Annotated in this window: 13 protein-coding genes and 1 tRNA gene; 5 read left to right on the forward strand and 9 right to left on the reverse strand. The window is 42.7% G+C overall.

The genetic code is table 11. From position 1 onward, the window contains the following. Positions 1–56: 56 nt before the first annotated feature. Positions 57–1,304, reverse strand: a complete 1,248-nt coding sequence (gene argE / locus IOD06_RS04415) for an acetylornithine deacetylase (RefSeq protein ID WP_194619361.1) — start codon at positions 1,302–1,304, stop codon at positions 57–59. 33 nt (positions 1,305–1,337) lie between these two features. Further along, entirely contained in the window at positions 1,338–1,991 is a 654-nt protein-coding gene (locus tag IOD06_RS04420) for a UPF0149 family protein (RefSeq protein WP_189585512.1), read from the reverse strand. A gap of 207 nt (positions 1,992–2,198) precedes the next feature. On the opposite strand from IOD06_RS04420, the gene IOD06_RS04425 reads away from it, so the two are divergent. Beyond that, positions 2,199–2,642 carry a hypothetical protein gene (locus tag IOD06_RS04425; protein ID WP_189585515.1) on the forward strand — a complete coding sequence of 148 codons (444 nt, stop codon included), beginning with the start codon at positions 2,199–2,201 and terminating at the stop codon, positions 2,640–2,642. A 195-nt stretch (positions 2,643–2,837) separates the two neighbouring features. After that, the gene (locus IOD06_RS04430; protein WP_194619363.1) at positions 2,838–3,314 is read left to right on the forward strand and encodes a cell division protein ZapA; all 477 of its coding nucleotides are present in this window, start codon (positions 2,838–2,840) and stop codon (positions 3,312–3,314) included. Between the two features lie 86 nt (positions 3,315–3,400). On the opposite strand, the gene IOD06_RS04435 is transcribed toward IOD06_RS04430, so the two are convergent. The 4 genes from IOD06_RS04435 to IOD06_RS04450 form a co-directional block, all read right to left on the reverse strand. After that, positions 3,401–3,709: a hypothetical protein gene (locus IOD06_RS04435; protein WP_240215227.1), complete on the reverse strand. Its 309-nt coding sequence runs from the start codon at positions 3,707–3,709 to the stop codon at positions 3,401–3,403. Between the two features lie 257 nt (positions 3,710–3,966). Next, positions 3,967–6,060, reverse strand: a complete 2,094-nt coding sequence (glyS, locus tag IOD06_RS04440) for a glycine--tRNA ligase subunit beta (RefSeq protein WP_194619365.1) — start codon at positions 6,058–6,060, stop codon at positions 3,967–3,969. A 9-nt stretch (positions 6,061–6,069) separates the two neighbouring features. Next, positions 6,070–7,056 (reverse strand): glycine--tRNA ligase subunit alpha, encoded by a 987-nt coding sequence (gene glyQ, locus IOD06_RS04445; protein WP_194619673.1) that lies wholly within the window; start codon positions 7,054–7,056, stop codon positions 6,070–6,072. A 432-nt stretch (positions 7,057–7,488) separates the two neighbouring features. Next, positions 7,489–7,701, reverse strand: a complete 213-nt coding sequence (locus IOD06_RS04450; protein ID WP_194619366.1) for a PspC domain-containing protein — start codon at positions 7,699–7,701, stop codon at positions 7,489–7,491. Between the two features lie 508 nt (positions 7,702–8,209). Between IOD06_RS04450 and nadR the strand changes: the two genes are divergently transcribed. From nadR to IOD06_RS04465, 3 genes are all read left to right on the forward strand, one after another. Beyond that, the gene (gene nadR, locus IOD06_RS04455) at positions 8,210–9,280 is read left to right on the forward strand and encodes a multifunctional transcriptional regulator/nicotinamide-nucleotide adenylyltransferase/ribosylnicotinamide kinase NadR (protein ID WP_194619368.1); all 1,071 of its coding nucleotides are present in this window, start codon (positions 8,210–8,212) and stop codon (positions 9,278–9,280) included. Between the two features lie 107 nt (positions 9,281–9,387). Next, entirely contained in the window at positions 9,388–10,125 is a 738-nt protein-coding gene (gene pnuC / locus IOD06_RS04460) for a nicotinamide riboside transporter PnuC (protein WP_194619370.1), read from the forward strand. 173 nt (positions 10,126–10,298) lie between these two features. Then, a complete protein-coding gene (locus tag IOD06_RS04465) occupies positions 10,299–10,739 on the forward strand; it encodes a DUF962 domain-containing protein (protein ID WP_194619372.1) in 441 nt (146 codons plus the stop codon). 245 nt (positions 10,740–10,984) lie between these two features. On the opposite strand, the gene IOD06_RS04470 is transcribed toward IOD06_RS04465, so the two are convergent. The 3 genes from IOD06_RS04470 to IOD06_RS04480 form a co-directional block, all read right to left on the reverse strand. After that, on the reverse strand, positions 10,985–11,629 hold the full coding sequence (locus IOD06_RS04470; RefSeq protein ID WP_194619388.1) for a nitroreductase family protein: 645 nt from the start codon (positions 11,627–11,629) through the stop codon (positions 10,985–10,987). A 186-nt stretch (positions 11,630–11,815) separates the two neighbouring features. After that, positions 11,816–11,977, reverse strand: a complete 162-nt coding sequence (locus IOD06_RS04475; RefSeq protein WP_194619390.1) for a hypothetical protein — start codon at positions 11,975–11,977, stop codon at positions 11,816–11,818. A 94-nt stretch (positions 11,978–12,071) separates the two neighbouring features. Continuing rightward, positions 12,072–12,146 (reverse strand) — tRNA-Gly (locus tag IOD06_RS04480). Positions 12,147–12,222 lie beyond the last annotated feature (76 nt).

Raw genomic sequence — 12,222 nt, forward strand, 5'->3', positions numbered from 1 at the left:
TATGCCAACTTAGATAAAAAGTTAGATGAAAAAACAATCACTTGCTTCTCAATCTATTAATTGACCGCACAACTAGTTAACAGCTTTTGCAAAAACCCATCACAACGTACAATTTCGTTAAGTTCAACGTATTCATCCGCCTTATGAGCTTGTTCAATACTACCAGGTCCACAGATGATTGTTGGAATACCTGCATTGGTAAATTGACCGCCTTCAGTCGCGTAAGCCACTTTATGACGCTCATCATCTCCTGTCAATGCAGCTATCAATGATTGTAGTTCAGCACTATCATTATCAGTCATTGCCGGTACGCTTTCTTCTTGCATCAGCTCAATGCCAGTCTCTGGCGCGCGGGCTTGCATCTGCGCATTTAATTCCGCAATCTTGGCTTGAATAGGTGTCAGTACATCGTCTTGCGTCATATGCGGCAGATTACGATAATCAAAGGTAAACTCGCACAGATTGGGCACGATATTGGTGGCCGTACCACCATGGATGGTACCTACTGACAACGTTGAGTAAGGCACAGTGAATATCTCGTCCCCATCTTCAAGAGCACCGTTACGAGTACTTAGCTCTTCGGCAAGCGTATCGACATAGCCCACCAATCGGCTGGCATAGCTAATGGCATTGACCCCTTGTGCAATCAATGAAGAATGCGCTGACTTACCATGCACACGGCAACGATAAACCGCAATACCTTTATGTGCCACCACCATAGCCATATTAGTTGGCTCACCCACGATACAATAATCAGGGGTTATACCGCGCGCCTTTAAATCTGCCAATATCAATGGCGCGCCTAGACAGCCAATCTCTTCGTCGAATGATAATGCCAAATGCAATGGGCGACGCAGCTGTCCTGCATTAGATAGTTTTACCGCTTGTGGCAACATCGTCAGCGCACAAGCGATAAAGCCTTTCATATCACAAGCGCCGCGACCATACAGCTTGTCACCACGAATGGTTGCTGTGAAAGGCTCAGACGTCCAGTCTTGACCATCGACTGGCACCACATCGGTATGACCAGATAGCACGAGACCATGATTGACGTTGTCAGCATTTGCCCCTGCTGGCACAGTGACGAATAAGTTGGCCTTATTTTTGGCTTCATTAAAAGTCAAATCGACGCTCAAACCCAATTGCTCGCAGTAAGCTTTTACGTCTTCAATCAAAGCCAAATTAGAATGACGACTGACCGTATCAAAGCCAATTAAGCGCGTTAGCCAATCGATACTTTGGGTGGGATAATGAGCATCAGCCAATACTTGACTGGCATCATCATTACTACTCTGTATAGTCATAAAACATCCTTATTATGATACGTGATACTCGTATTATGAGGGATTGTGTTGGTTCATAATATCAACAACTGGCGGCATTGGTTTTGACACCTTACCTTCAGCTTGCAACTCTTTGGTGGTTTTGGCATCAATGGCAAGTCCAGAAATCAAGGCGATGTCTTTGACAGGCTTACGTTGGCGAGTGGCAAAGCTCACTGGTACCATACGCGCAAATTCATAAACATGCAGGTAAGACTCTTCGCCACCTTCAAAGTCCTCATCGTCTTCTAATCGAATCCCACCGATTTTAGCCAAATCCGATAGCATCTCGTTTTCTTCGCTACTTAGACGGCAATCAGTAATGCCAAAGCCGGTCATAAAGCCATTTGCCCACTGTTTCAGTGCCATCACGCGCTCGTATAAATCATGTTCATCATCTGGGACTAATGGCGTATAAGAGTAGGCATCGTCTTTGTCTTTGAGCTGGAACACTATATCTTCAGCTTCTTCTGTCAACAAAGTCAATGCAGGCTCTGGTAAAGCGGCGAAGCTCAGCTCTTCAAACACCTTCGCCCATACCTTTTCATCAGGTGCATCGCAGGCGGTCATCAGCCCTGTCATTAATCCGTGTACCTCACTGATAGACACGTCAGTCCAATCATCAAATGCAGTCAGCCATGTATTCCAGCCAGAGATATTATCATTCATAATAGATGTCCTAGTGATTGATTAGTAGTATTAAATAGCAACAGACGCCGCGCGATATCATTAACGAGGCGGCGGCTAATAGAAGTTATGAAACAAAGCGGCATACAATTACTTTGTTGATATAGATATTATGCGGTCACCTATGGCATTATTAAACGTAGAGAACAAAATTCATTCACGCTTACTTGTTAAGGATAAAAACTGACTATGTATGATCAACTTAGAATATTAGAAAAAATGATACTCGACATCAAAAAACAGTATCAGCTTGTCAGTGCTGAACTTAGCAGCCTCAAAAAACACCCCGCTACCGATCCAAAAGAACTTACCACACTTCAGGCCAAGCTCGATAGCAGTTATACAGAGCGCGATGGCGCCAAAAAGAAGCTGAACGACCTCGATAACCGCTATCAAAATCTGGCAGAAGCCCACCATATGATCGGTGAAGAGCAAGATAAACTGCAAAAGCAAATCAGCCAATTACAACAAGAAAACAGCGAGCTGCTACAGCATAATAATGAATTAAAGCAGCAGTATAGCGATATCAAACAGCAAAATAATGACTTGCAAAAGAAGAATCAACTGGCCGCTGAGCGTACGCAAGTGGTGTTAAAACGCTTAACTCGTATCGACCAAGCAGAAGGTTCATAAATAGCGGCACGAGGACATAATTAACGAATATCATTGTCTTCAAATAGCATTTTTATCGATAAAAGCCACATTTATCAAGTATCTTTATTATCAAGCACCTTAATTATTAAAAATACAGCATTGAGTAAGCCAACAGACTCACACGTGTAGGCTCTTATATCACTCACTTTAATGACATATATTGTAGGATTTATCATGACTGATGACCAGACTATCCCTTTAGATAAGCAAGCGCCAAACAATCAATCACAAAACAACCAACGGCCAACCAACGGCCTTAAATCCCAAAAAGCCGTGCCAAATGCTTCAGCCCCAAATAATTCGGCTTCACAGAGCGTCGCTGCTAAACCTGCACCTAAAACGAATATCACTCCTGAGCCGCAGATTAAAAAAGTAGATATTGCGATTGCTGGGGTCACCTATCCCATCTATTGCCCAGTACACGAGCAAGAAGAACTACATTCAGCCGTTTCTTATATTAATAACTATGCGCTCGACCTAAAACGCGACGCGCCGAGCCTCAGCCAAGAGAGCTTACTGGTACTGTGCTGTCTGAATTTATACGAGAAAATTCATGCGCATCAAAGAAGTGATGAAGATCGTATTCAAGGAGATAAGCAATCCGAAGCATTACTCAATAAAATCATGAAGGATGCACACTCTATCTTATAAGCCAGTAGTACGCTACTAAGCAATAAGCGCTTAGCTCTGGTGAGCCAAGCGCTTTTTTATGTCTAATCCACAGCCGAATTACTTACTTATGCATTAGGATTATAAGTTCTTCCAGCATGAAAATCCGCTTGATGCTCATAGTTGCAAAAGAATAACTCCTGACTGCCTTTAATATCAGCTTCAGTATTGCCATCGCTACTTGCCACCAAGCCCGGCTTGGTCTCTAGAACACCGCGGTATTCAGCCAAACTGTTACCACAGAAGTTGCAGTGACGCAGTGTGGTCACATCACCATCTTTTGGCATCATGCTTCTGGGCGCGCGCGGGTACATAAACTTGTAAAAGCCCCACATCACAATCCAGATAATAATTATCATCATAATAGCAGCGAACACAGCATTGCTCCTTGAATGAGGGGTAAACGTGAGAAATGATTAAAATGGCTCAGCCAATGATTATTCACTACGTCTTAATAGTATAAATTTTACCGTCAATAATAGTGACAATACAATACCTTTACCGTTCAATTATTGATTTCACTGAATTGCTCATTAGATAATCGTACTCACTGATTGCAGTGCTACAACAAAAAAACTGGCCACGTTAAGCCAGTTTTTTTTGCATCGAAATCAACAATCAGGTTTCAGTAAAATTACAGCTGCAGCTCACTAATATCAGCCACAGTTAAGAATAAAGCTCGCACTTGCTTAAGCAACGCTAAGCGGTTGTTCTTTAGCGCAGTATCTTCACTGTTGACCATGACATTGTCAAAGAATTGCGTCAACGGCTCGTCTAAACTGGCTAGCGTTTGCAATACTTGCGTATAGTCAGCCTGCTCAAGCAATGGTTGCACCGCTGTTTGTGCTTGCTGCACACTCGCATATAGACTTTGCTCAGCAGGTTCCGATAATAACGCTTCATCGACATTATCAGCGACGCTTACCTCTGATTTGGCTAAAATATTGGCAACACGTTTGTTTGAATCAGCCAACATTGAAGCTTGTGACAATTCGCTAAATGCTTGTACGGCACGAATACGCTGGTCAAAATCAAGCGGCATATGCGGGTTAATCGCTTGCACTGCCTGAATCGTATCGACGCTAACGCCCTGCTCCGTATACATCGCCCGATAGCGCGAGTTTAAGAACGACATGACTTGGGTAAACGTATCACCCATTTTGGCAATCTTGCTGCCGTTAGCCGTGCTATAGCCTTTGATGGCTTGCTCAACCAACGCTACCAAGTTAATCGGTAGCTGCTTCTCAATCAAAATACGCAGAATACCAATAGCAGAACGACGTAAGCTAAACGGATCTTTTGAACCAGTCGGCGCTTGGTCAATCGCAAAAATACCGACGAGCGTGTCCAAACGATCCGCTAACGCTAAGCAGATACCAATCGGCGTCTGTGGTAATACATCACCGCTGAACTTAGGTAAATATTGCTCTTCTAAACTTGCCGCAACTGCTTCTGGCTCATTATTCAAACGCGCATAATAAGTACCCGCGATACCTTGTAATTCAGGATACTCACCAACCAATGAGCTTGCCAAATCCGCTTTGGACAAAATACCTGCACGTACCGTTTCATCGATACTAATCTCACTACCTTGTTGTTGCATCAAGGCGGCGATAAATGCAGCAAGCTTGGCAATGCGTTCAGATTTTTCCCAAATCGTACCCAATTTGTCTTGGAAGACGCGAGTTTTTAGGCTTTCTGTTAGTGCAAATAATGGCTGCTTTTGGTCTTGTAAGAAGAAAAACTCTGCATCAGCCAAACGTGGACGCACGACTTTCTCATTACCTTCAATAATTTGATTCGGGTCTTTTGACTCAATATTGGTAATAAAAATAAAGTAAGGCTGCAATTTGCCAGTTTTATCTGTCAGGCAAAAATACTTTTGATCCGCTTGCATGGTAGAGATGAGTGCTTCTTGTGGCACTTGTAAGAAGCGCGCTTCAAAGCTTGCTCGTAAGGCAATCGGAAAATCAACCAATGCAGTGACTTCGTCTAGCAGCGCTTGCGGCACAATGGCATCAGAGTTAACTTCATCTGCCAATGCTTTGACTTGATTTTTGATCAGCATTTGACGCTTGTCAAAATCAGCAACTACTTTTAAGCCACCTAGTAATTCTTCATAGTCATTGGCATGACCAATGTTATAGTATTCAGGGCTGTGGAAGCGATGACCACGCGTTTGTGTTCCTGTCTGATGACCTTGGATAGTAGCGTCAATGACAGCATTATCTTGCATCAATACGGCCCATTGTACTGGACGCACGAACTCATTACGGCTAGCGCCTGAGCGCATACGCTTAGCAATAGGTAAGTTATCAAGCGCTGTTTGGAAAATAGCGGGCAGCAATTCAGTCGTTGCTTGACCCTGAATGGTTTGCTCATAACCGATATAATCACCTTTATCAGTGTTAATCGTTATCAGCTCACTGGCCTCAATACCCAAGCCTTTGGCAAAGCCCATTGCCGCACGTGTTGGATTACCATCAGCATCAAAGGCCGCTTTAATCGCTGGACCTCGCTTTTGCTCGCTGCGATCTGGCTGCTTATCGCCAATGCCCTGAATTTGAAGCGCCAAACGGCGCGGCGCAGCAAAGGCTTTGATACTATCGAAGCTGATACCTGCTTCAGTCAATTGTTCAGTGACACTTGCTTGTAGCGCGTCACGTAGTGGCTTTAGGCTTTTTGGAGGTAGTTCTTCACACCCCAGTTCAAATAGAATAGTACTCATGGGATGCTCCTATTTATTATTAGTAGTTTGGTTGTGATTAGCAGTTTGATTGTCATCTGTATTTTCAACGGCTTCTTCTTTTGGCAAATACTTATCTAAAGCCGCTTGACGATGTGCCTCGTCTGCTAATGGAAAGCCTAACTTGGCACGTGCTTCAACATAACCAATAGCAACCTTACGAGCAAGCGTACGCACACGTAGGATAAAACGCTGACGCTCAGTCACTGAAATAGCACCGCGAGCATCAAGTAAGTTAAAAGCATGTGAGGCTTTTAACACCATCTCATAGGCTGGTAGTGGCAAACCCTCGGCAACTAGCTTATCCGCTTGCTGCTCATAAAAATCAAACATCTGACCCATCATCGGCACATCGGCGTGCTCAAAGTTATAGGTAGACTGCTCAACTTCATTTTGATGAAAGACATCGCCATAAGTGACACGACCAAACTCACCATCTGCCCAGACCAAGTCGTATACGCTATCGACACCTTGCACATACATCGCCAAACGCTCAAGACCATAAGTAATCTCGCCAGTGACTGGGAAACATTCGAGACCGCCTACTTGCTGGAAGTAAGTAAACTGCGTCACTTCCATACCGTTTAGCCAAATCTCCCAACCAAGTCCCCACGCACCTAGCGTTGGTGACTCCCAGTTGTCTTCAACGAAACGCACATCATGCACCAACGGATCGATACCAATAGCTCTTAGCGAGTCTAAATATAGCTCTTGGATATTAGGTGGATTCGGCTTTAATACTACTTGAAATTGATAATAATGCTGCAAGCGGTTTGGGTTATCGCCATAGCGTCCGTCGGTTGGACGACGTGACGGCTGCACATAGGCAGCATTCCAGCGCTCAGGACCTAACGAACGCAAAAATGTCGCCGTATGGAAAGTACCTGCGCCAACTTCCATATCATAAGGCTGCAATATCACACAGCCCTTGTCAGCCCAATAGTTCTGCAAGGTTAGGATTAAATCCTGAAAAGTCATCGGTTGAGAGTTTTTCGCTTCAGTTATCATAGTTTGAGTTGTCATAGTTTGGGGCATCATAATAAAGCCACTGTGGAATTAGTATTAGGGTCTGTTGAACAAAACGTTGATAGCACTCGTACAGCCTACTCGGCAACGACTCTATTTGTCTGCTCACCTTACTAAAAAATGACTATTTTATCCATATTTACATCAACTAAATTTATCAAGCAATCAAAGAGACACCCTAAAAATGGTGCATATTTGCTCATTGAGCACTAAAAGCTTCATCGACGAGACCATAAAGGAAAGGATAAATGACAAAAAAATACCCAAATGCGTGAACATTTGGGCAGGAGGAAAAGTATGTCTTTGGTATCCTGATTGATCAGGCTTTTTATTTTTTAGTTAAACTTTCACTTGCAAAGTATAGCTTTAGATCTTAGAACTGGTTTATTGATACGATTCATTTGTTGCTTTAGGCATTGTTATCCATAAAATGATATAGATTAGGATGCCTGGTACTGCCGCACTCAATGATGAAATAATTACAAATAACACTCTTACCCAAGTAGGTGACCAGCCGACATACTCTGCGATGCCGCCAATCACACCTGCTATCATGCGATTGTTCTGTGAGCGATGTAATTTTGCTAATTTAGCCAAATCAAATACCTCTTTAATATAGTTTTTCTTTTGCTTACTTTTGATTTTATATAAACACTTACTATTAAGAACACCTACTACTAAAAATATTTACCATTGAAGATGCTTATTCTTAAAAATGCTTAGCGTTCTCAACTTATGAATAATTATAGCAATGTTTAGAAGTTAATCTGTTGAGTATGTAGACGTACTTTGTGAGTTTATGCTACCTAAACTTGCCCTAACCTGTCATAAGGCCTCGTAAACCCCTGATTTTAAATAGATATTTCAAAATGTTTCAGAGCGCAGTTTATTTCTACATCCTTACAGCTTTACTACAGTGACTCTAACCTTTTGATATTCCAATAAATTATGAACAATGGTTAACATGCCAATAAAAGCGCGGGGAAATATTAAGTTATACAGAGTAAATTTGATAGATTTACGGTATTTTTCTGAGCATAAAACGGCTGTTTACAATAACCTACCTGTAAGTCTGGACAAACCTTTATATAGTCGGTTCAACATAATGTGGATACAGATAAGGATAGCTATGTACGAGACGGGTTTAATGATTGGGCATTTTGAGCCTCTACATTTGGGGCAGATGCGCAGCATATTGGCAGCGGCAGGACAAGCAAAGACCTTGCATATCGTCATAATGGCACACCCATCACCGCATACAGATTTTAGCATCACCTTACAAGACAAAGCGCGTTGGTTGCAGATGGCTTGTGCAGACCTGCCTTTCGTTCGTATTCATACCACTCATGAGATTGAGCTGCCTCTACATGATGGCTTCGTTGATGTGACAATCGATATTGCCGCCAGTAATGCCAAATTACAACGTTTGACGGAAGTGCTCAACTTGCCCGCAGAGGCAATATTGTTTGTCGCAGAAAACCATCCATTGGCTCAAAGCGATGTTTATGAGCAGTTATCGATGCCAGTCGTCATTACCCCGCTACAGCCTGAGTTTGATTCTTATGCCATCGCTCGTGATCCCGTAGCGCACTGGTCAGCGCTGCATCCACAAGCACGTGGGGACTATACCAAGACCGTTGCCATCGTTGGTGGTGAAAGCTCAGGCAAGACGACACTGGTGCACAAGCTTGCCAACTACTATGGCGCTAGCTTTGCATTAGAAATGGGACGGCTATATGTCGGTACGGATTTGGGTGGGAGCGAGATCGGGCTACAATACAGTGATTATGCACCCATTTCGCTCCATCACGCTCAGGCGATACGAGAAGCGGCAGCTAGAGCGACCGCGCCTGTCACCATTATTGATACTGACTTTGTGACCACTCAAGCATTCTGTGAAGAATATGAGGGTCGCACGCATCCTTTTGTCGCTGCTTGTATTGATGAGTTTCGCGTAGACCATACAATTATGCTGGACAATAATACTCCATGGGTGGATGACGGTATGCGCTCATTAGGTACGCCTGAGGCGCGTGGACGCTTTGAGCAGCGCCTCGTTGACATCTTTGCCCGTCATGATATTAAACCGCATATGGTTGATCAGCCTGATTACGATGCACGCTACCAGCAAGCGTTACTGCTTATCGATCAGTATGTTTATGGTAAAAACTCTTAGAATAAAAAACATACCCAAAATTCATGAATTTATAATAATATTGCGGCTGTCAGTGTCTTTTATCAGCACCTTCTTGATAGCCATATTCATTTTAGGAAAAAACAGTTATGCGTATTCAGCTATTAGACAATATTACTGGAAAATGGGCGCTGCAATGGATCATAACCTGGTTCATTTGTGGCGTTATTGCGTTATCAGCAGGTTTTTGGCTCACCACAGACCACACCACGCTTGATTGGTTTTATTTGGCTGTCTCATTTATCGGTCTGATCTGCGTGGTGTCACTCTCGTTCCGAAAAAACGTCATGGGCAATGGCTTTGGGATGGGCGCTACCGCTGGCGAAGTCGTAGTACAAGCCACTTCCGGCGCAGTCGGCTTGATGCTGGCACCGTTATTTAACTTTTTTACCCATGTCTACGGTATTTTTTATTGGTCAAAGCACACTGACCCTGATGGCGATATGATACCGAAGTCTGCTAGCAAAGCAGTTTGGTTAATTACCGCCGTATTTATTGTTATCGGCTTGGTACTCTTTCCCACCGTCAACGACTTATTGGCCAACTACGGCTACGCAGTCGTAGAAGACGATAGCAGTCTATTTTTAGGTTTCATCTCCTTCTTTTGGATTAACGTCATTGCTTTTGTGTTGTCTATTACTGCGCAAGCCGCGATGATTCTGCGTTATTCTTTTAGCTGGTGGTTATGGATTATCGTCAATTTTGTTTGGCTGATCGTGAATCTCATGTCGGGCAATTATATTTTTGCTATTCAGACCATGGTTTACCAAGTAAATTCTTTCGTTGGCCTATATGAATGGTATCGCAGCGAGCAACAGTCCGCATAAAACATATTGGCTCAAAATGAACCTATTTGGCATCGCTGGTATAATCGATTTTGACTGTGCGGTTTACCAGATAATATGGTAGATTGCACAAATTAGTGCTACAACTGGTAGTCGTCAGTAGACTCACGCATTGAGCTACTACCAGTCATTCATTTACTAACACGGAGGTTAGTATGTCTCGCAATCATCAACAAAAGATGTCTAAGCGTACTCTTGAGCAATGGCTCAGTGAGTATTCAGTCAGTCATCAAAACCTAATCAACAAAAAAATCCATTGGCTGTGCGTCCCCACCATTTTTGTTAGTTTATTAGGAATGGGTATGTCACTGTCAGTCTGGTTTACTTTGGTGCTTAGTGCCTTAGTACTCCTATTCTATATGAAACTCTCGACGCCATTATTTTTGGCAATGGGGATTTTTATTCTCATTTGTCTATCAGTGATGACCTTACTACCTTTAAGTTTCAAAGTTTGGGCAGCTGTCTTTGTGGTGGCTTGGATTGCCCAGTTTATTGGTCATAAAGTCGAAGGCAAAAAACCGTCATTTCTTAAAGACTTACAGTTTTTATTAATCGGTCCAGCTTGGGTCGCCAACAGTCTTATGCGACGTAACTAGGGCGTGTCATCATTTAGCGCATTCAATTATTTATACAACGACTGACTTATACTTTGAAATAAAAAAGCGCCGTCCAACAACACTGCTGGACGGCGCTTTTTTATGTTTATCTCGCTAAATATAGTCAAGGAATTTTAGAATCGCTACAAGGCGACCGACCGCAGATATTACACTGAGTACATCTAGGATGGGTAACACCGTAGCGGTTTAAAAGTGCTCTGACTATAATAGATAAACGTAATGGTTTAACCAAATACTTTCACGCGCTCTTCAACAGGCATAAACTCTTTATCACCTGCTGGCTGCTCGATGCCACCGAATACCATTTGTGCAGTCAGATCCCAATCAGCATCAATACTCCAAGTGCTCGCAACTTTATGATCAATCACTGGATTGTAATGCTGTAAGTTAGCGCCGATATTAATGCTAGCAAGCCCTGTCCAGATTACATACTGATGCATAGCACTGGTGTGCTCTGCCCAAACAGGGAATTTGTCGGCATATAATGGCGCTCCTTCTTGTAAGGCTCTCACTACTTTTTGATCTTCAAAGAATAGAATCGTACCTGCGCCTGCTTTAAAGCCGTCGATTTTTTGCTTGGTTGGCGTAAACTTCTCTTCATCACCAACGATACCACGTAATGCTTCTTCGGTCATATCCCAAAGCTTTTGATGATCGTCACCAAACAACACGACAATGCGCGTCGATTGCGAGTTAAATGATGATGGCGTATGCAAAATAGCATGCTCAACCAATTTAACCACCTCTTCTTTTGCAACTGGTAACTGATCATTCAATGCATAAATAGAACGACGTTTTTCAGCCAATTGCTGCAATGCTTGTAGATCTGACGTATTCGACGTATTTGACGTATTTGACGTATTTGACATAGGATAGTGCTCCAAATTATTAGTATGTATTTAATATAATGAGCATAGAGTTTCAATAAACATGGCTCATCAACCCCTTCAAAAATTTTAATTTTTCAATGTGATTTATTATAAGAAAAAACGGACTAAACTCACACTTATTTTTGTAATAAAAACTTAATAATTAAATACATTATGACAGTTTTATTACACAATAAAATTTTTAAAGCTGTTGGGCAGTTCTCGGGTAACTCGGGCAGATAAGCATTTTAGTTTAGAATCAACCTCACCAAAACGCTTACGACCGTCGTTCTGGTCGATGATGGATTGCCCAGCCTCTTCTTTTTTAAGATGGTTTGGTGTGCTCATGGCTTGGTGTGCTCAATGACAGCACTCTCAAATTTCACCCATAAAAAAAGCCCCACAATGAAGTGAGGCTTTAGTGCTCTAAACGAGCCATATTTGGAGCGGGAAAAGAGATTCGAACTCTCGACCCCAACCTTGGCAAGGTTATGCTCTACCACTGAGCTATTCCCGCTTAAATCAATTCGTAATATCGCTAACAACTTGTTAACTACTACGTCTCGATAGGCTGGCTATTCTAGCAAATATCC

This window comes from Psychrobacter sp. N25K4-3-2, assembly GCF_015351755.1.
Lineage (GTDB): Bacteria > Pseudomonadota > Gammaproteobacteria > Pseudomonadales > Moraxellaceae > Psychrobacter > Psychrobacter glaciei.

Excerpts from the sequence above, each read along its gene's own strand:
- argE (WP_194619361.1), bottom strand. The coding sequence starts at position 1,304 with ATGACTATACAGAGTAGTAATGATGATGCCAGTCAAGTATTGGCTGAT.
- IOD06_RS04420 (WP_189585512.1), bottom strand. The coding sequence starts at position 1,991 with ATGAATGATAATATCTCTGGCTGGAATACATGGCTGACTGCATTTGAT.
- IOD06_RS04425 (WP_189585515.1), top strand. The coding sequence starts at position 2,199 with ATGTATGATCAACTTAGAATATTAGAAAAAATGATACTCGACATCAAA.
- IOD06_RS04430 (WP_194619363.1), top strand. The coding sequence starts at position 2,838 with ATGACTGATGACCAGACTATCCCTTTAGATAAGCAAGCGCCAAACAAT.
- glyS (WP_194619365.1), bottom strand. The coding sequence starts at position 6,060 with ATGAGTACTATTCTATTTGAACTGGGGTGTGAAGAACTACCTCCAAAA.
- glyQ (WP_194619673.1), bottom strand. The coding sequence starts at position 7,056 with ATGACTTTTCAGGATTTAATCCTAACCTTGCAGAACTATTGGGCTGAC.
- nadR (WP_194619368.1), top strand. The coding sequence starts at position 8,210 with ATGTGGATACAGATAAGGATAGCTATGTACGAGACGGGTTTAATGATT.
- pnuC (WP_194619370.1), top strand. The coding sequence starts at position 9,388 with ATGCGTATTCAGCTATTAGACAATATTACTGGAAAATGGGCGCTGCAA.
- IOD06_RS04465 (WP_194619372.1), top strand. The coding sequence starts at position 10,299 with ATGTCTCGCAATCATCAACAAAAGATGTCTAAGCGTACTCTTGAGCAA.
- IOD06_RS04470 (WP_194619388.1), bottom strand. The coding sequence starts at position 11,629 with ATGTCAAATACGTCAAATACGTCAAATACGTCGAATACGTCAGATCTA.
- IOD06_RS04475 (WP_194619390.1), bottom strand. The coding sequence starts at position 11,977 with ATGAGCACACCAAACCATCTTAAAAAAGAAGAGGCTGGGCAATCCATC.